The organism is Capnocytophaga canis, assembly GCF_043187445.1.
Classification (GTDB): domain Bacteria; phylum Bacteroidota; class Bacteroidia; order Flavobacteriales; family Flavobacteriaceae; genus Capnocytophaga; species Capnocytophaga canis.
Map to the genome: position 1 here is coordinate 2,391,270 of NZ_CP171121.1, position 20,786 is coordinate 2,412,055.

Annotated in this window: 13 protein-coding genes; 2 read left to right on the forward strand and 11 right to left on the reverse strand. The window is 35.7% G+C overall.

What is annotated here, in order from left to right; translation table 11 throughout:
• Positions 1–105 precede the first annotated feature (105 nt).
• The 6 genes from ACF3OB_RS10195 to ACF3OB_RS10220 form a co-directional block, all read right to left on the reverse strand.
• Positions 106–729: a PolC-type DNA polymerase III gene (locus tag ACF3OB_RS10195; RefSeq protein ID WP_392420245.1), complete on the reverse strand. Its 624-nt coding sequence runs from the start codon at positions 727–729 to the stop codon at positions 106–108.
• Positions 730–934: 205 nt separating this feature from the next.
• Positions 935–1,525 (reverse strand): non-canonical purine NTP diphosphatase, encoded by a 591-nt coding sequence (locus tag ACF3OB_RS10200; RefSeq protein WP_392447637.1) that lies wholly within the window; start codon positions 1,523–1,525, stop codon positions 935–937.
• 114 nt (positions 1,526–1,639) lie between these two features.
• Positions 1,640–3,391 carry a DUF349 domain-containing protein gene (locus ACF3OB_RS10205; RefSeq protein WP_392448781.1) on the reverse strand — a complete coding sequence of 584 codons (1,752 nt, stop codon included), beginning with the start codon at positions 3,389–3,391 and terminating at the stop codon, positions 1,640–1,642.
• 342 nt (positions 3,392–3,733) lie between these two features.
• Positions 3,734–5,023, reverse strand: coding sequence for an L-fucose:H+ symporter permease (gene fucP / locus ACF3OB_RS10210; RefSeq protein ID WP_392447639.1), 1,290 nt, complete (start codon positions 5,021–5,023; stop codon positions 3,734–3,736).
• 452 nt (positions 5,024–5,475) lie between these two features.
• On the reverse strand, positions 5,476–7,272 hold the full coding sequence (locus ACF3OB_RS10215; protein ID WP_188111512.1) for an L-fucose isomerase: 1,797 nt from the start codon (positions 7,270–7,272) through the stop codon (positions 5,476–5,478).
• Positions 7,273–7,522: 250 nt separating this feature from the next.
• Positions 7,523–9,058, reverse strand: coding sequence for a YifB family Mg chelatase-like AAA ATPase (locus ACF3OB_RS10220; RefSeq protein ID WP_392420248.1), 1,536 nt, complete (start codon positions 9,056–9,058; stop codon positions 7,523–7,525).
• Positions 9,059–9,774: 716 nt separating this feature from the next.
• On the opposite strand from ACF3OB_RS10220, the gene ACF3OB_RS10225 reads away from it, so the two are divergent.
• Positions 9,775–10,971 carry a heparan-alpha-glucosaminide N-acetyltransferase domain-containing protein gene (locus ACF3OB_RS10225; protein ID WP_042342974.1) on the forward strand — a complete coding sequence of 399 codons (1,197 nt, stop codon included), beginning with the start codon at positions 9,775–9,777 and terminating at the stop codon, positions 10,969–10,971.
• 10 nt (positions 10,972–10,981) lie between these two features.
• Here ACF3OB_RS10225 and ACF3OB_RS10230 read toward each other — a convergent pair whose 3' ends face one another.
• From ACF3OB_RS10230 to ACF3OB_RS10250, 5 genes are all read right to left on the reverse strand, one after another.
• Positions 10,982–12,196 carry a bifunctional folylpolyglutamate synthase/dihydrofolate synthase gene (locus tag ACF3OB_RS10230; RefSeq protein ID WP_392447641.1) on the reverse strand — a complete coding sequence of 405 codons (1,215 nt, stop codon included), beginning with the start codon at positions 12,194–12,196 and terminating at the stop codon, positions 10,982–10,984.
• 2 nt (positions 12,197–12,198) lie between these two features.
• On the reverse strand, positions 12,199–13,056 hold the full coding sequence (locus tag ACF3OB_RS10235) for a hypothetical protein (RefSeq protein WP_042342978.1): 858 nt from the start codon (positions 13,054–13,056) through the stop codon (positions 12,199–12,201).
• A gap of 7 nt (positions 13,057–13,063) precedes the next feature.
• A complete protein-coding gene (locus ACF3OB_RS10240; protein ID WP_042007961.1) occupies positions 13,064–13,450 on the reverse strand; it encodes a biopolymer transporter ExbD in 387 nt (128 codons plus the stop codon).
• Between the two features lie 21 nt (positions 13,451–13,471).
• Positions 13,472–14,170, reverse strand: coding sequence for a MotA/TolQ/ExbB proton channel family protein (locus ACF3OB_RS10245; protein WP_042342983.1), 699 nt, complete (start codon positions 14,168–14,170; stop codon positions 13,472–13,474).
• A 167-nt stretch (positions 14,171–14,337) separates the two neighbouring features.
• Positions 14,338–15,054 (reverse strand): DNA repair protein RecO, encoded by a 717-nt coding sequence (locus tag ACF3OB_RS10250; protein ID WP_392447643.1) that lies wholly within the window; start codon positions 15,052–15,054, stop codon positions 14,338–14,340.
• A gap of 105 nt (positions 15,055–15,159) precedes the next feature.
• Between ACF3OB_RS10250 and ACF3OB_RS10255 the strand changes: the two genes are divergently transcribed.
• Positions 15,160–20,610, forward strand: coding sequence for an alpha-2-macroglobulin (locus ACF3OB_RS10255; protein ID WP_392447645.1), 5,451 nt, complete (start codon positions 15,160–15,162; stop codon positions 20,608–20,610).
• The last annotated feature ends 176 nt before the right edge of the window (positions 20,611–20,786 follow it).

Consider the following 20,786-nt stretch of genomic DNA (forward strand, 5'->3'; position numbering starts at 1 on the left):
TTGAATTAAATAAGGAAGCTATCGTTTTTTAAGTTCCATACAAGTGACAAATGTAATGATTTTTCGTATGTCAAACAATGCGTAAATCGACAAACTAAGAAAATTTTACAATTTTAATAATCTGCTTAGAGTTGTAATTTTCTTTGATTCAGCGAGTTTATGAAGTATCTTTAAGAAAGCAATCGCTGTTAGGAAAGCATCACCAGCTGCGTTATGTCGATCATGAGTGGTTATGTTCAACTCTTGACAAACTTCATCTAAGCTATAATTTTTATCATTTTTAAGAAGATAATTGATTACTTTGGTCTTTTTAAATAGATAGTTTGTGTCGATAAACTCATTTTTGAGAGTTGGTAGTTGATGTCGTTCGAGAGCTGTATTAATCATTTTAATGTCATATCCTACATGGTGTCCTACTAAAACGGCATCTTTAGCATAGTCTGAAAAAATGGTGACAGCCATTTTTTCTGGAACTTTGTTGTACTTATGCTCCTTGATAATTCCATGAATAGGAATACTTTCGGGGTTTGATTTTTCTTGTTGCAGAAAAATTTCGAAACTTTCTTTCACGTACATTTGATTATCCAAAATCGTGATTGCTCCAATAGATAAAATTCTATCCGTTGCCAAATTAAACCCCGTAGTTTCAGTATCGAACACCACAAATTTTACTTTATTGAGAGGTAAATCATCTTTTTGTCTTTTCGAAAATATATTGAATATTGACATTTTATGTTTTGTCTTTGATTGTTTTAGCCTTTTTGTTAGACTACCGAAAATTACTCTTAAATTCACTTAACAATTGGGAATGGTTATAAATACTCTAAATATCTTGATTGTATTCATTTTAGAAGAATTTTCACCAATTCATTAGGATTAAAGTGAGAATATCATACGATTTTTGTCAAAAACACACAAAAAAAAAGCGAATGTTCTAACTTTTTTTATTTCTAAAAGACAAAAACTCTACTAACTGTTTAACCGCTTTTCCTCGGTGACTAATACCATTCTTTTCAGAAGCTGACAACTCTGCAAAAGTCTGATCATAGCCTTCTGGTTTAAAAATAGGGTCATAACCGAAACCATTCGTCCCCTTTGGTATTTGGGTAATTTCTCCTTCGGCAATGCCAATAAAAGTGTGTACTTCAGTTCCTATACACAAGGCTATCACCGTTTTAAACCTTGCTTTTCGGTTAGTTTGTCCTTGCATATTTTTCAATAAAAGAGCTATATTATCAGTGTCACTCCTATGGTTTCCAGCGTATCGAGCTGAAAAAACACCTGGTTGATTGTCTAATGTAACCACTTCTAACCCTGAATCATCTGCAAAAACGTCATATCCATAGTGCTTTTTGATATATTGAGCTTTTAATACTGCATTTCCTTCGATGGTGCTTTCGGTTTCTTCGATATCATCATTAAAATTGATATCTTTTAAACTTAAAACCTGTATACTATCAGGCATCAAAGCTTGAATTTCGTTGAGTTTATTGAGGTTATTGGTTGCAAAAACAATTTTTAACATATTTTAATCTATTAAATAAAAAAAACGTAAAACAGTCAATAGTGAATATAATTAGAAAAGAGGCACACTATTTTAGTTGCCTCTTTTCAATCTTAACATCATGAAAACAACTATCTATTCTTCTGTTGATTTCTCTTCTTTAGATTGTGCATTTTGCAAAGTTCTGAGTTCTCGCAATTTTGCTTTCCATGTTTCAAGAGTTTCCTTTTGGTGATTAATGTTTCTGATTACATCACGAACCAACGGATTTTTATCATCTACATTACTGAAAAATTGAAGATTATTCTCTAATTGAAGCACTTCAGCCTTGATTTCGTCAATTTTTCGACGGACAAACATCATTTCATTGGTTAATAAATCCTCATTATCATCGTTTGCTAAACGTTCTAATTTGTTATTGTATTTAATCAACTCAATCTCTTGTTTGTCGAAATCTAACTTTTTGTAGAAGGAATCAATGATTTTATGGAACTTCAAATCAATACCTTTTTTAGCGTGTGGCACTTTCCCAAAGCTATCCCATTGCTCCACAAAACCTTGTAAAGTTTCAAGTTCTTTTTCTCGATTATCTCCCAGTTGGTATTCTTTTATCTTATCCAAGAACTCTTTTTTCTTTTCTAAAGCTTCAAACTCTTTGTTTTGATTGTTTCTTACAGCTTTATGATATTGATCAAAATAGTCGTTACATGCTTTTCGAAATTCTTTCCAAATTTTGTCCGTATTCTTTTTCGGAACGTTACCTATAGCTTTCCAATCCTCTTGGATTTTCTTCATAACTGGCGTTACGGCTTCCCAATCTTGACTGTCTTTGTTGTTTTTTGCTATTTCTAATAAGGCTAATTTTTTCTCAAGGTTTTCTTGTTGTTCTTTTTTGAGATTTTTATAGTAACTATTTTTCTTACGGTTAAATTCACGAACTACCTCCTTGAACTTATGCCATATTTCCTCGGTAAGCGTGTTAGGGACTCTACCTGTGTTTAAGAATTGCTCTCGCAAATTCTCAACCTCTTTAATACCTTTTTGCCAAGCTCCGTGGGTGGTAATTTTACGTTCTGCAACAGTTTTGAGTTTCTCTATTATTTCGTTTTTCTTGACGGCATTAGCCTCATACATTTTGTCTAAATTGTCGAAATAGTACTGCCTTTTCTCATGAACAGCTTTGGTGGCATTACTAAATCGATGCCAAATTTCCTCTCGGTATTCACGAGCCACAGGGCCAATATCCTCTTTCCACACTTTATGTAACAACTGTAGCTCATGAAAAGCTTTTATTGGATCCACATCACTTTCAGCTAAAGCTTCCGCCTTTTCTACAATTTTCTGCTTTTCTTCTAAATTACGTTTAAAATCAATATCACGCAAATCACGGCTTAAATCTATAAAATCATAGAAATTCTCAACATGATGATAATAATTATTCCACAAATCATTGTACTCGGAATGAGAAACAGCCCCTGCCTTACGCCAACGATCTTGAAGTTGTTGAAAATGCTTGAAAGTAGTGTTGATATTCTCTTCTACGTTGATTAGGTTCTTTATTTCTTCAATAATTTCACGACGTTTTATTAGATTTTCCTGATGAACAACCTCTAAATCCTTATAATACTGATTTCTCTTGTCGCGATATTCGTTGATCAGAGTATAAAACTCCCGATGTAGCGGATGTTCATATTTAAAATCGTATTCCTCGCCTCCGTCAGCAATGTATTCCTCTTTCTTCTCCTCCAGTAACTCCTCATATTTTTTATCAAATTCATTTTTGATAGCATCGACATGTTTTTTAATTGCCTGTACCTTTTCAGTATGAAGCAATTTTTTGAACTCTTGTTTTAGAGCATCTAACGACATTGCCTCATAATGGAGCATGGGAATCTCATGCCGCTTCTTATTGTCTAAATCCTCGGCATCTTCGGCATTCTCTCGGTTGATTTCATTTAATATATGTTGCGTTGCATCACTGTTGTGAGTGACATTAACCTCTTGATTAGTACTATGAGGTGTTTTCGTTACATCTGGCAGTTGTTCATTGTTAAGTTCTGACATAAGCTAATGATTTATGTTACTATTTTCACAATTTTTACGTAAACTCGCTACTAAGGTACAATAAAATATTTAATAAATAGCTGATTTTTAGTTATTTTTTCATTTTTCAGTATAAAAAGTATTTCAAAAAACTGAAAATCAACAATATAAATAGTTTCATTTTTTTTAAGATTTTGCTAACTTTTTATACACACGGTAGCCATATATAGCAATCACTACAAAGCAGACAAATGGCAATATGAACGAAAAGTTTATTGCTGGTAACGCTCCAACATTTCCTAAATCAATAATCGCTCCTTGTAGAGGAGGCATCAACGCTCCTCCAACGATTGCCATTACTAAACCTGCGGCTCCCATCGTAGCGTCTTTCCCAGTGTTCTCCAAAGCAATTCCATAGATAGTAGGAAACATCAATGACATAAATCCAGAGGTTAAAATCAAACAATAGAGTCCGAACATTCCTCCAACAAAAATGACAATGGATGTGGTCAACATCCCTCCGATAGCAAAGGTTGTAAGCAATACGCTTGGTTTAACATATTTCATCAAAAAAGTAGTTACAAAACGGCTTGACAGAAAAATTACCATAGCTAATATATTGTAATTCTGTGCCGTAGATTTGTTGATTCCAATGCTTTCAGCGTATTGAATGATGAACGTCCAACACATAATTTGAACAGCAACATAGAAACCTTGCGTAATCACACCTTCGCGATATGCTACATTTTTCGACAAACGCTTAAACGATCCTATTACATCTAATTTACTATTATTCTGTGTGTTAGGCATTTTTGATAAGGCGATGATAATAAAGAATAACAATACTACAAAGCCCAATATAATATATGGTTTACTGATAATTTCTAAATCTTGAGTCCGTATGATTGCTTTTTCAGAAGCAGAGAGCGTCTCGAAAACTATATTTCCTGCAACGTCTCTTTTATCTGATTCTAAATGAGATAGAACAAAATTCGAAGCAACAAACATTCCTAATAGTGACCCAACAGGGTTGAATGCTTGGGCTAAATTTAGGCGACGCGTAGCCGTGGTTTCGCTCCCCATCGAAAGAATGTACGGATTTGCTGTGGTTTCTAAAAAAGCTAACCCAAAAGTTAGTATATAAAGCGAAATTAAAAAATAATTAAATTGCTCATATTTTGCAGCGGGATAAAACAATAACGCTCCCACGGTATACAAAATCAGCCCTAATAATATACCTTTTTTATAGCTGAACCTACTTGCAAAAATAGCTGCAGGAATCGCCATCGTTCCATACCCTCCGTAGAAGGCAAATTGAACCAAAGCAGCTTCTCTATTGGGAATTTCCATTACAGTTTTAAACGCTGCTACCATCGGATTGGTAATATCGTTAGCGAACCCCCATAAAGCAAAAAGACTGGTAATGATAATGAATGGTACTACGTAATGTGAAGGAACAATTTTTTCTTTTTTCATTGCAAAGAATAGTTTTGGTTGTGTTTATTTATACTATATCATCAGCTACAAAGATAAAAAAAAATATAAAAAAAACATGCTTTTTTAACTTTTTTTTGAAGATGTTTCGAATCTTCTCGTAAGAAAAGAAAGTATATCGAAGCTACAGCCTTAACGAAATTTGAAGTATGTTATACAAATACATGATTATCAATATTTTTCAAAAATATTAAAATATCGGGAAGTGATGTAAAAAGTATGATACCTTAAAAAAAGAGGACATTTCTGTCAGGCTGAGCGAAGTCGAAGCCCTGTAATGATAAGGCTTCGACTTCGCTCAGCCTGACAATCAGAACTTCCATCATACTTTTTACAACACGACCAAATATCGTATATTCAAAAGTAAACCTGAAAAAATCAAAAAGGCTGTTGAAAATTCATTCAGACAGCCTTTTTTATTAAAAATCAATCAATTATTTTTTGATTCCGTACAAAGCTCCATAGGTATCACAAGCTCGGTAATCAGAACCTTCTTTATCCATTCCAAAAGCGGCCCAAGCTGATGGTCGGAAGATGTCTTTATCCTCCACATTATGCATCATCACAGGTATGCGAAGCATTGATGCTAAAGTAATTAAATCTGCACCTATATGTCCATAACTGATAGCTCCATGATTAGCACCCCAGTATGACATTACCGAATATACATCCTTAAAGTTATCTTTTGAAGCATCTAATCTCGGTACAAACCAAGTCGTTGGCCATGTTGGATTGGTACGTTCATCTAATGTTTTATGTATATCCTCAGGAATTTCAACCGTCCAACCTTCTGCAATTTGCAACACAGGCCCAACACCTTTCACTAAATTGATTCGCGACATTGTTACAGGCATTTCTCCGACAGTTTTAAACTGAGACGAGAATCCTCCTCCACGGAAATACTCACGAATAGCTTGTGGCCAAAGCGTATTGTCTAAACAAGCCTGAACATCTTGCTCTGTAACTTCCCAATAAGGCTTTAACAAATGGTTGCCTTCGCTGTCTTTCATTTGTCCTGTAGCATCCAAAGTAGTTGATCCTGAATTGATAAGATGAATAATTCCATTCTTAGCTCTGCCTTCAAGAGTTTTTCCTGTGATACGTTTTACAGCTTCTGGACTCCAATAGGTTCTCACATCTGAGAAAATCTGGGCTGTTCCTGTAAGTAAATGCCCAAATAACATACTTACACCGTTTAAACAATCATTTTCCGTTGCCACAACAAACGCTTGGCGGATGCCGTTCCAATCAAAAGATGAATTCAGAATTGCCTCAGGGAAGTCGCCATTAGGCATAAAATCAGTCCATTGGCGTTGTCCCTGGAAACCTGAAATTAAGGCATTACGCCCGTTCGATTCTTCTCCAAAACCTAACTCGCGTAATTTTGGGTTACCAATCATTAAATCACGAATAATAATTGTCATTTTCACAACAGTTTCCCACTCATAATCTTTTTGTTTTTCATCGACAATATTATGTGCATTATTCCAATTTTTACCCTCTTTGCAATGTTTACGAGTCCATGCTATAGCTTTTTTATATTCATCTTTGTCGTAGATTTCTTCTTTGATACGACGTTGGATTTCAGACATATCTACGAACTCGGTGCGTACACCAAGATAATCTTGTAAGAAATGAATATCAACCATTGACCCTGCTATTCCCATTGATGAATAACCTAATGACAGATATGATTTTCCTTTCATGTAAGCTACGGCCAAACCTGATTTTACAAAACGTAAGATTTTCGCTTGTACATCAGCAGGGATACTGGTGTCATCAGCATCTTGCACCTCACTTCCGTAGATTCCAAATGCGGGAAGTCCTTTTTGAGTGTATCCTGCCAAGGCTGCAGCCAAATAGACAGCTCCCGGACGTTCTGTTCCATTAAAACCCCAAACCGCCTTTGGAATTAATGGATCAGTGTCCATGACTTCAGTTCCATAACACCAGCAAGGCGTAACGGTCAATGAAACACCTACTCCCTCACGTTGGAATTTGTCGGCACAACGTGCTGCTTCCGCCACACCTCCAATGGTTGTGTCGGCAATAACACACTCCACCTGTTCTCCATTCGGGAATCGCAGAGATTTACTAATTAAATCGGCGGCTGCTTGAGCCATTTTCATACACTGAACTTCCAATGATTCACGGACACCTTGCTCTCGCCCGTCAATCACTGGACGAATCCCCACTTTAGGAAGTCGTCCAATTAATCTTTCTTTATTCATTTTTATGATATTAATTTTAACCTTATTAATCCGAATCCTTTCTATCTCTTTATCAAAGCCAAGCTAGAGTTACTCGAACATACCTCTTTATTGGAGAAACTGTCCTTAGATAGAGTAATTTATATTGATTTTTAATCTCTTACATTTTTATTATTCTTTTCTTCCTTTCAAAACAAAATACATGTAAATCAGTTACTAATCTTTTTATGGAATAATCAGCAACAAAAGAGCGTAATTTATTTCCAAAACACTATCCCAACCAACCTTCACGATCTAAACTTCGGTATTGGATTGCTTCCCCAATATGATTTTGATTGATAGTTTCACTTTGGTCTAAATCGGCTATAGTCCGTGCTACTTTCAAAATACGGTCATATGCACGAGCCGAAAGATTCAAGCGACTCATTGCATCTTTCAACATCGAAAGTGAAGTTTCATCTAATTTGCAGAATTTTCGTATCTGTTTGGTATTCATTTGAGCGTTGTAGTGTATGTTTTCATACTCTCTAAATCGAGCAGTTTGTATATTTCTCGCTGCAATGACACGCTCTCGAATAGCGTTACTACTTTCTGACTTATGTTCTGATGACAATTTTTCAAACGGCACAGGGTTTACCTCGATGTGTATATCAATTCGGTCTAACAAAGGCCCTGAAATTTTACTCAAATAGCGTTGCATTTCGGCAGGTGTTGAGGTCATTGGAGCATTGGGATCGTTGAAATAACCACTGGGGCTTGGATTCATACTTGCCACCAACATAAAAGATGCAGGATAGGTTATGGTAAATTTAGCTCTTGAAATGGTTACTTCACGGTCTTCCAGAGGCTGTCGCATCACTTCCAAGACGGTACGCTTAAACTCGGGCAACTCATCTAAAAATAAAACTCCATTGTGAGCCAATGAAATTTCACCGGGTTGGGGATATGACCCTCCACCGACTAACGCCACATCAGAAATGGTATGATGAGGACTACGGAACGGACGGTGATACATCAAACCACTGTCTTTAACCCGCCCCACAATGCTATGTATTTTTGTCGTTTCCAAAGCTTCGTGCAAAGTCATCGGTGGTAAAATACTTGGTAAACGCTTTGCTAACATCGTTTTCCCAGATCCTGGAGGCCCTATCAGAATGATATTATGCCCTCCTGCTGCTGCAATTTCCATACAACGTTTGATTGACTCCTGCCCTTTAACATCCGCAAAATCAAATTCCGGTGAATCTATCTGCTTATAGAATTCCTCACGAGTATTAACAACCGTTTTTTCAAGTTCCTTTTCTCCGTTAAAAAAGTCAATAACATCTTTGATATTTTCCACTCCATAGACGTCCAAATCATTGACAATAGCGGCTTCCTTCGCATTTTGAACCGGTAGGATGAATCCCTTGAATTTCTCTTTTCTAGCTTGAATGGCTATCGGCAAAGCTCCTTTGATAGGCTGTAAACTCCCGTCTAAGGATAACTCACCCATAATTATATACTTCGAAAGGTGATCACTTTCCACCTGTCCGTTAGCTGCCAAAATCCCGATGGCAAAACTCATATCATACGCTGAACCTTCTTTACGCATATCAGCAGGAGCCATATTTATAGTGATTTTCTTTCCTGGAATTTTGTAGCCTATATTTTGAAGTGCAGCAGCAATACGGTAGTTACTTTCTTTGATGGCATTATCGGGCAAACCAACCAAATGGTACCCCACACCTTTGTCTATATTCACTTCAATGGTAATAGTGGTTGCTTCTACTCCAAAAACAGCACTTCCGTATATTTTTACAAGCATAAAATCCAATGTATTAGTTCTACAAAGGTATTTTATATTTTGAAAAAAAACAAGTTTTTAAAGCGTTGAAAATTATTTTATTCTAAAAGAACCCTTTTCATTGATTTTCATAATGAGTTGTTCCCGTTTACCTTGGAGTGTAAACGTACTTTTTAATTTTAGCTGTGATTTGGTAATTGCTACGATGGAATAACTTCCTTTGGGAAGAAAAAATGAAGATCAAGATGTTCCCGCAACGATGTTTTCAGAAAAATAGGGTTCAATACTGACAGAAACCGATTCAAAGTAATTATTTCTGATATTAAGATGATACTGTTCAGGTTCAATGGCATCTTTTCTGTGAAAAAATATATGCTATATCAGTAAAAAAGAGCGTGTGTTTAATTTTTTTTAAGATAACAATGTTAATCTTTTCTTAAAAAATAAACAGTTCAGGTTCATTTTTTGACCGTTCATGCAAAAATCACCTTTTTTGAACAGAAAATGTTAAAATTTCATGTGACACAAATTTGGTTAGAAGAAAATAGATATGTACATTTGTACCGCAAATTATCTCTTTGAGAGTACAAACTCTCAGAAGGAAATCATTAATCATCTCTTTATATGGAAAAGGTTGTCTATATTCAATAGCAACCTTTTTTCTTGTAAATAAAACCGTTTATCATTCATATTTTTTTGTAGCTTTGCATCCGTTTTATGAAAAACATATTTCTTAAATGAAAAATCCTGTATTCCGACTGTACTTTATTGATGTGATGAGAGCTTTTGCCATTTGCATGATGTTACAAGGTCACTTTGTTGATGGCTTGTTAGCAAATGAATTTCGAAACTCAGAAAATATTTTTTATTCTACATGGTTGTTTTTTAGAGGATTAACAGCTCCTGTATTTTTCACCGTATCAGGTTTTATTTTCATGTTCCTCTTAGCTAAAGAAAAAACAGACGAAAAAATAGGATGGAATCACTCACGTGTTATTAAAGGAATCCGCAGAGGTATTGTATTGATTATCACCGCATATCTACTCAGAACACATATTAGAAGTCTATTGGTTTACGGAAAAATATATCCAAACACCTATATGATTGACGTATTGCATTGCATTGGGTTATCTCTACTATTTCTAATTTCAATTTATTTGTTTTCCTATCGAAAGAAAATTTACGTAATGCCATCAATTTTGTTAGGTTTCACACTAATTTCTTTTGTCTTTGCACCTATCTATTCAGCGATGAACTACGATTTTCTACCGATAGCACTAGCAAATTATTTCACAAAAGCGAACGGATCGGTGTTTACGATTTTCCCTTGGTTTGGTTACGCTTCCTTTGGTGCGTTTATGGGCGTCTTGTTTAGTATCTTTCGTAATAATAAATATGTTTATAGCTACGCAATTGTTTTCACATCTTTTTTCGGGTTGGTGCTATCCTTTATCTTTTCTCCATTCCTTTTATGGGTGAATCAACTAACAAACAGCGATTTAGCATTATTACTTGCCAAAAACGAGATATTCAATCGTTTAGGAAATGTTTTATTAGTATTTACAGTGTTCATGGCATTACGAAATGTGATTATGTCTGAAAAAATCCGCAGTATCGGACAAAATACATTGTCGATTTATATCATCCATTACATCATTCTTTACGGAAGTTTTACCGGATTCGGATTGTATCAGTATTTTCATTTTAGTTTAAATCCGTACATAACTATTATAGGAGCATTGCTCTTTGTAGCGTTAAACATCTGGATTTCATTCAGATACAATCACTGGAAATTTATTGTATTTGAAAAACTGCAATTTGTTATCACTGAAATAAAACAAGCCTTCATCGAAGGATATCGCCTAAGTACTAGGTTTTTCCTGAGACTCAAAAATCAAATATTATTACTACTATTGGCGTTCACCCGAAAATAATGGATGCCAACTAAACAACCTCAGCAACAACAAACGTACTGCCTCCTACGAAAATAAAATCTTCGGGGGTAGCATTCTTTTTTGCAAAAGTGAGTGCCAATTCTACCGAAGAGTAAGTATCTCCTTTTAAATTATTTTTGTTCGCCAATTCCTTTAAAAGATGTACATCCAACCCTCTTGGGATATTTGGCTTACAAAAATAATAATGAGCTGTTTTTGGAAACATTTTCAATACAGTTTCTACATCTTTTTCTTTTACAAACCCTAAAACAATATGTAAGTTTTTATAAGTTTCCTTTGCAATTTGGTCAAGAACATAGGATAACCCTGCCTCATTATGCCCTGTGTCACAGATAATTTTAGGATTTTCACCAAGTGTTTGCCAACGACCTTTTAAATTGGTATTTTTCACAACGCTTTTGAGTCCAATAGCGATGTTTTCTTCTGAAATATCCCAAAAATGGTCGCGTAAAAAATCTAAAACGGCAATAACCCCTTTAATATTTTTCTCTTGATAAAACCCTTTCAAATCGGTAGTTAAATGAGTTTTTATTTCATTAGCGAAAACAATTGGAGCGTTTTCTTCTTTTGCTTTTTGAATGAAGACATCTGCCGTTTGCTCATCATATTCGCTGATAACCACAGGTGTGTTTCTTTTAATAATTCCAGCCTTTTCAGAAGCTATTTTAGGAAGTGTATTACCTAATATATCCGTATGATCTTTTGAAATGTTTGTAATCAATGACACTTCAGGAATTATAATATTGGTAGAATCAAAACGTCCTCCCAAACCAACCTCAATCACAGCTATATCCACTTGCTGTTTAGCAAAATAATCAAAGGCAAGTCCCACGGTCATTTCAAAAAAAGAGAGATTGTTAGCTTCGAAAAAAGATCGGTAATTAGCAATGAACTCAACTACCTCTTCCTGTGGAATTTCAAAGCCATTAATTTTTATTCGCTCCCGAAAATCACGTAAATGAGGAGAAGTATATAACCCCACTTTATAACCTGCCTCTTGTAGGACAGATGCCAACATATGGCTTGAAGAGCCTTTTCCGTTGGTTCCTGCGACATGTATGGTCTTAAATTTCGTTTGAGGATGTCCTAATTCGGCAACTAATTTTTGAATGTTATCAAGTTTATGGTTCAAAGCGCTACGCCCTTGTTGTTGAAACATCGGTAGTCTATTGAACATCCAATTGAGTGTTTGTTGATAGTCCAAGGTTATTCTCCTAACTTAAAATTAACGACAATAAATCCAACTTGACGAGCAGGAGCATTGCTGTCGGCATTCCATTTGTGCTTGAAAGCTGTTTTCCGAGCTGCTTCAAGCAAACAAGGTTCTCTACTGGTTGTTCCACGAGCTCCTGGGGTAGCTTTCACAACATTCCCATTTTGGTCAACTTCGATTTGTACAACGACTACGCCTTCTTCATTGCAGTTTTGTATCTCTTTTCCTTCAGCTTGAATGCTACGACCTTTAAGCCCCCAACCCTTACCGCTAGTTCCGGAGCCTCCTGCTCCGTAGTAAGAATTTGCGTATGGATCACCATTCGGATCACCTTTGTATCCTCCAACCTTATCGTCACCCTGCCCTGATGTAGCATTACCACCAGCATTGGCTGCCCCCAGAATACTTGACAGTGCATCCGTAGCTTCTTTTGAAGGCTTAGGGGTTTCTTTTGGAGTTTCAGATGCAGTTGGTTTTGGATTCTCTTTAGGTTTCTCCTTTTTAGGTTCGTCTTTTTTCTTTTCTTCTTTCTTAGGTTCGTTTGTAGTAGCGACAACCTCTTCATCAGTATTCTCTTGAGCTAATAAGTTTTCTTTTACCTCTTCGATTTTAGTTTCTTGAGGCTGTGAAGGTTGTTCAACACGCGTGGACTCAGATCGAGAAGCACTGGGTGGCGGTGTACGCTGTCCACTTCCCATCAAATCTACACCAAAAATGACATCTACCCCATTTTCAGGCGGAGGGTCTAAATATTTCAGACCTGTAAAAAACAACAAAAAAACCGTAATCGCCATAATAAATATGGTGATAACTAATGATTTACGTTTGTGTTTTGTATCTACTATACTCATATTTGCTTTACTTCGGGCGTACAGCCAAAATAACCTTATATTGATTTTGGTTAGCGATGTCCATTACTGTCACGGCATTCTCTATCGGTACGCTTTCTTCTACTCTCAAAATGATTGTAGGCTTTTCTACATCTTTAAGAGCATTTCTCAATTCTGTTTCTAAATTTTCAACCGCAACAGGTTTCTTATCAATAAAATAATCTAATTTCTTATTGATACTCACAGAAACATTCTGCGTATTTGTTGATTTTCCTTTGGCTTTGGGCAATAGCAAATCCAGCGCATTAGGACTGTTAGCCGTAATCATAAAAAACACTAACAGCAAAAACACAATATCGGTCATTGAGGACATGCTAAATTCTGCACTTACCTTGTTTCTACCTCTGATTTTCATTATTTTACGAATGTTAAAATGTTATAGAGGTTCGTTCAATAAGTCTAAAAACTCTACCACGTTTGCTTCCATTTGGTGAACCACTTTGTCAGTACGAACCACCAAGTGGTTATAGCCAATATAAGCAATAATTCCCACTATAAGTCCAGCTACTGTAGTTGCCATAGCCGTGTAGATACCACTTGCTAATGACCCCATTTCAGCCTGACCTCCTGCGGATGCCATCTCATGGAACGATAAAATCATACCAACAACCGTTCCTAAAAATCCAATCATAGGACCTGCTCCCGCAATAGTAGCCAAAATAGCAGTATTTTTCTCTAATTTATACACCTCTAATGTTCCTGCATTTTCAATGGCTTTGTTGATGTCATCAAGAGGCTTACCAATGCGAGAAATCCCCTTTTCAATCAAGCGAGATACCGGTGAGTTTGACTGCAAACAAAACATTCGTGCCGCATCTAACTTCCCTGCTAAAATGCTATCTCTAATTTTCATCATAAAATTCCTGTCTACCTTGGAAGCTGCATTGATGGCAAATAATCGTTCAAAATAAATGAACAAAGCCACTGTAAGCATAGCAAATAGTACAGCAATGATGATAATACTTGAGGTACCACCATTAACAATTAAATCCATAACGGAAAGCGTTTTTTCCTCAACAAGAGCAGTTTCACTTGCAACACCAAGTGAATCAATAGATGTCTGTAATGCCATAATAATTAGTTAAGTTATTTCTTTAAACCCGCAAAAATAACAATTAATTTATTTATACCACAATATTTTTTATTGATTTTTTGTTTTAAATACTATAAATGTTCCTCTTCAGCATCTTGACTAAAAGAGAGAGATGATTTTATCTCGGAATGTACGTCCTATAAGTTAGATCAAAATAGCGTTTGCAGAACTTCCAAAGATTTATTCCTTTTAAAATTTGGAAAATGCCACTCGTAATATTTCAACAAACTGTTTAACAAACTATTACGAATAATTCTATTGGTTTTTACACTTTCTAAATCGGCATACGAAGTTTGAATGATACGTTTGAACAAAGCTAAAGCTTCGCCCGAAATGCTGTACTTACTCTGGTCAATAGTGGTAAAAATACCCTCCTCAACGTTGAAAAACAGATGACTATCATCGAAAGTATTAGGATAAAAACCTAAATAGTACGTCATATCAACTAAAAATTTTAGATGGAAATTTGCCGAAAATTCGTTTTCATCAAAAAAATGAAGTTTTTCTATTAAAAATCGATAAAATTCAGGTTCCTTGTGTTCCACATTGCAAACAATAGCACTTATTTCCGAAAGCAACATCACCACTGAACTTTTCAAAACATTGGTGTGTAACGAATGGTAAAAGCGCTTTAATTTAGCTTCTTTAATGCGTCCCAATGTTCCAGAATCTTTGTTTAAGGCTATCAGCTCCAATTGTGTAAAAGGTTGAAAAAGAGCTATCTTTAAAGTTGTTTTCTTTGAGGATAATACACCTTGTAGCAGATAACTACGCATACCATATTCCTTTGTAAAACATTTGACAATCAAACTACTGTCAGTATATTTCATAGAGGAAATAACAATAGCATCGGTTTTTATATACATGGGTAGGATAAAACTTTGGTGGCAAAGATACAACTTTTTGTAACACTTTTCTTTGAGATTTTGATATTTTCTCGTACCTTTACGGCTCTTTTAAAAATAATCATTATGAAAAATAGTTTTATCATCTTATTTATCTTCTTTACAGCCTTGGGATGTAAAAAGGACGGTGCAAATTTTAACAGTAATCCATTGATTTACAAGGATTACATTACAGGATTTTCTAATGGATTAGTCTCTGCCGAATCTCACTTCAAAGTAACGCTGAATGAGGCTATCTCTCAGGAAAAGTTGGACAAAATTGATAATCTAAAACTTTTTGATATTTCTCCAAGAGTGAAAGGAAAGGTTGTGGCATTGAATAACCGACACATTGAATTTGTCCCAGAAGAACGTCTGAGTCAGGACACTGAATACAAAATTTCGTTTCAGTTGAAAAAATTATTTGACGTATCATCTGATTTAGAAGTGTTTAACTTTACTGTTAAAACTTTTCAACAGGCATATAAAATTAAACAAGGAGATTTGCAGTCTTACAACGAAAACTTATGTTTCTTAAATGCCGAATTGCTTACCAATGATGCACTTGCATATGAAGAGGTGCAGAAATTAGTAACTGCAAAAGTAGGAGACAAAAGCATTTCAGTTAAAGTATCACCACAGACGAGTGAAAATCGTTATCCAATTATTTTTGATAGTATCCCACGCACGGACAAAGAACAACGCTTGGTAGTGTCGTGGCGTAACGACCAAGTAGCCGAAGAAAACAAAGAACCTTTTGATTATTTGATTCCTGAAAAGGGAAATTTTAAAGTACTATCAATAGTTGTTGACGATAAAACCAACAAATCGTTTTCGGTAAATTTTTCAGAACCTTTGGAAAGAAACCAAAATTTTAATGGATTGGTTTCAAGCGTTTTAGGAACGGAACAAAAATATAGCACCAATGGGAATATACTGAAAGTATTTTTAGACGCTCCTGCTGAAGGCGATTACAAGTTATCTGTTTTTCAAGGTATTAAAAGTGTTTATAATAAACGTTTACGAACAGACTACACCACTAATATTTCTTTTTTACAACAGAAACCTGATTTGCGTTTTATTAAAAATGGTACAATTTTACCAAGTTCTGAAAATTTGAAAGTTAACTTTCAAGCAATCAACCTACGAGCAGTTCACGTAACAGTCTATCGTATCTACGAAAATAATGTACTTCAATTTCTACAAGAAAACTCTTTACAGTCAAGCAATTCCATTTACAGAGTAGGAAAACCTGTAGCTCGAAAAGTTATTGAATTGACTGAAAGTGCATTATATCCACTGAAGGAGTGGAACACCTATGCTGTAGACTTGTCGTCAATCATCATGCCTGAACCAGGAGCCATCTATCGTGTTGAATTGGGAATGAAAAAGAATTACGCTCTTTATGGCTGTGGCAAAGATGATGAACCTTTGGATTATTCTTTTGAAGATGAACCTCTTGAAAAAGATAATTTCTATGATGATGACTATTACTATTGGGAAGGTAGTGACGATCCTTGTGAAGAATCATATTACACATATAGAAGTAAAACAACCAACATCTTAGCTTCCGATCTGGGAGTAATCGCTAAAAAAGGACAAAATAATAATTACACCATCGTAGTTAATAACATTTTGACTACTGAACCTGTAGCTGGAGCTTTGGTAGAAGTATTTGATTATCAACAGCAAAAAATCAATGAAGCGAAAACCGATAAAAAGGGAATTGCCAACTTTGATTTGTCATCACGAGCGTTCTTTGCAGCTATTAAGAAGGATAATAGCACAACCTACATTAAAATGGATGATGCTATTCCTCAGTCAGTTAGTAAATACGATGTAGATGGAATGCGTTTGCAAAAGGGATTGAATGGATTTGTTTATACAGAGCGTGGTGTTTGGCGTCCGGGAGATAGTATTTACGTTGGATTTGTACTTAACGATTTTGCTCAGAAAAACCCTGAGAAATTACCTGTAAAATTAACATTTACAGACCCTTATGGAAAAGTAGTTGCTGAACGTATGCAAAATAGCAATGAATCGAATCACTACATGTTTGGTTTAAGCACCTCACAAGATGCTCCAACTGGGAATTGGAGCGTAAATATTGCAGCAGGAGCTTCTCGCTATACCAAACAAATTAAGATTGAGACAATTAAACCTAACCGATTAAAAATAGAAAACAGTTTGCATGGACAACAAATTTCAGCACGAGGTTCCAACGCTCATTTACGTGTATCATGGTTACATGGAACACCTGCAGGAAATACCCAAGTGAGTATGAAAGCAAAATTCTATCCGATGGAAACTCTTTTCAAAGGATATGAAGAATATATATTTAACAACGAAGCATACCAGTTTGAAAATCAAGAAATTGATGTGTACGAAGGAAAAACTGATGAAACAGGGAATACTAGTTTCTTCTTTAAAACGGAGAATTTGGAAGCTCCTGGAATGTTGCGTGTCAATCTATTGACACAGGCTAGTGAAAGTGGTGGTGATTTCAGTACAGATGTTAGTACAGCGTCTTTTTCGCCATACAACAATTATGTTGGATTGGGTTTACCAGAGGTGAACAAATACGGATATTATGGTACCGAAAAAAAACATACATTCGAAACAATTGTAGTCTCTGAACAAGGTCAGCCATTACGTAACAAACACGTATCGGTTGCTATTTACAAAGTAGGTTGGAATTGGTGGTGGGATGCTTCTAATCAAAATATTTCAACTTACAACAGTTCAAGCAGTAATTCACTGTATGCAACTACTAGACTAACGACTGATGCCAGTGGAAAAGCTTCTTTTGACATAGAAATTCCTGACTCGGATTGGGGCAGATATTTCGTCTTACTTTCTAATGAAGACAGTGGACATAAGTCTGGAACTTCTGTTTATTTTGATTGGGATTCATGGAGTGGAAAATCACGTAATGTAAGTGGCGATGAGGCTGTAATGCTTACATTAGGAAGTAATAAAAAAGAATATAATGTTGGCGAAAAAGCTACTATTTCGTTCCCTTCAGATGAGGGAGGAAGAGCCTTGATTTCTGTTGAAAACGGAAGCAACGTTTTGGAAACATATTGGGTAGAAACGGACAAAAACGAAACAACCTATGATATTTCTATTACTGATAAAATGGGGCCAAATGTCTATGTTTACGTAACTTTGCTCCAACCTCATGCTAACACTGTAAATGATTCGCCTATACGCCTGTACGGAATTTTACCAATCTCAGTGATTGATAAAGAGACACAACTTACACCTGAGATAAAAATGCCTGAAGTATTGCGTCCAGAACAAAAAACGACTATCAAAGTAAGTGAAAAATCAGGAAAACCAATGACTTATTCTTTGATGATTGTAGAAGATGGTTTATTAAATTTAACAAGATTCTCAACCCCAAATCCGTGGAGAACTTTCTTTTCAAAAACCGCTTTAGGAGTGAAAACTTGGGATGTTTATAACGATGTGATTGGTGCTTATGGAGGCACTATTAATCAAGCGTTTAGTATTGGTGGAGATGAAGATTTAGGAGGAGCTGAAGCTCAGAAAGCTAACCGATTCAAGCCTTTTGTAATCGTAAAAGGACCTTTTAAACTCAAAAAAGGAGGAACAAATACACACGATATTCAAATTCCCAATTACATAGGATCAGCACGTGTGATGATTGTAGCATCGAATGTGGAGAAAAATGCGTATGGTTTTGCTGAGAAAAAAGAAGTGCCAGTTCGCAGTCCACTAATGTTATTAGGTTCACTGCCTCGCAAAGCCGTTCCAGGAGAGCGTATTACCTTACCTGTAACTGTATTTACAATGGAAAATAACATCAAAAATGTGTCTATATCCGTTGAAACTAATGAACAGTTCAAGGTGGTTAGTGATCGTTCACAATCCTTATACTTTGAAAAACCAGCTGAAAAAATGGCTTATTTCGAATTAGAAACCACAGCAGCTATGGGCATAGGAAGGGTTAAGATTACAGCTTCATCTGGTAACGAAAAAGCAGTTTATGAAGTGGAAATGGATGTTTATAATCCAAATCCAATGACATATCACATCAGTAAGGAAGTGATTAGCGAAGGAAAAACAGCTAATTTCTCAATGAAGGCGTTTGGTGATAAAGCCAATGCTGTATTGGAAATTTCGAGTTTCCCTGGAATTAATTTGCACCAGCGATTGAACTATTTGATTTCCTATCCACACGGATGTGCCGAACAGATTACTTCAGGAGCATTTCCTCAGTTATTCTTAACTGATTTTATGAATCTTACATCTGAAAAAATCGAAGAAACTAAGCGAAATGTAACTGCTGCAATTAGTAAACTACACGAAAACCAACTTACTAACGGAGGATTTTCGTACTGGAAAGGTAGCAACTACGCCGATGATTGGGCAACATCCTATATTGGGCAATTTTTTATTGAGGCTGAAAAACGAGGATACGTGCTTCCTTCAGGAAGTAAAAATAAATGGTTGACTTACCAAAACAATGCAGTACGTCAATGGAAATACGAACCACGTTATAGCAATGATTTTGCCCAAGCATATCGCTTATATACGTTGGCTTTGGCGGGAAATCCAAATATAGGTGCAATGAATCGTTTACGTGAAATGAAAGAAATTTCAGTCAAAACTAAACGTATGTTAGCTTCTGCGTACGCTGTAGCGGGACAGAAGAAAACGGCTGAAAATCTGTTCCAAACGATGAGTACAGACAATGATGGAGACTATTACTACTATGGTTCGGAACTTCGCAATAAAGCGATGGCATTAGAAACAGCCTTACTTATCGGTAAAAAACAGGAGGCTGCAGAATGGGCTTTCCAAATCGCAGAAAAATTGTCTTCGACAGATTGGTTGAGTACGCAAACCACCGCCTATTCGTTGTATGCAATGGCAAAATACGTGGCTGTGAACAAAAGTGGTTCTGATTTTTCAGCAGCATATGTGCTTAACGGGAAAACCGAAAATATAAAATCTGGTGAACCTATGGCGTCAATCACTTTACCAGTCAAAGGTGAAAAACAAACCGTTCAAGTAAAAAATAATTCAAAACAAACTTTGTATGCTAAATTGATTACCAGTGGTGTACTCCCTGTTGGGGAGGAATTAGCTATGCAAAACGGATTAGCAATTTCAACTACATTCCGAACTAAAGGTCAAAACACCGATATTAGCCAATTGCAACAAAGTACCGAATTTACAGCAATTATTGAAGTTAGAAATTTGACGCAAGATTATGTAAATAATATAGCCTTAACACAATTAATTCCATCCGGATGGGAAATTGTCAATACTCGATTTACGGACTATGGAGGAGCTGAACAAAATAATCTTGATTATGTTGATTTCAGAGACGACAGAGCTAATTTCTATTTTGCATTGCGAGGTCAGGAAGTAAAAGTAATTCAATTGAAGTTAAACGCTTCTTACGCAGGAAAATACTATTTACCTGGAACCTATGCGGAAGGAATGTACGACAATCGTTACAATACTCGAACTGAAGGCAAATGGGTAGAAGTAATAAGAAAATAATATTTAAGGGTAAATTCTTAAAATAATCTAAAAAAAATATATATTTTTGCGGGTAAAAAGTTCTAAATAACCTTTCTGAGGAGAGGGCATAATCTCAATTAACATCAATTTTAGTTGTAATTGGAATTATTTCCTCTCCTTGGTGTTGGGGTAGGGGAGATGCAACTGCAATTCGC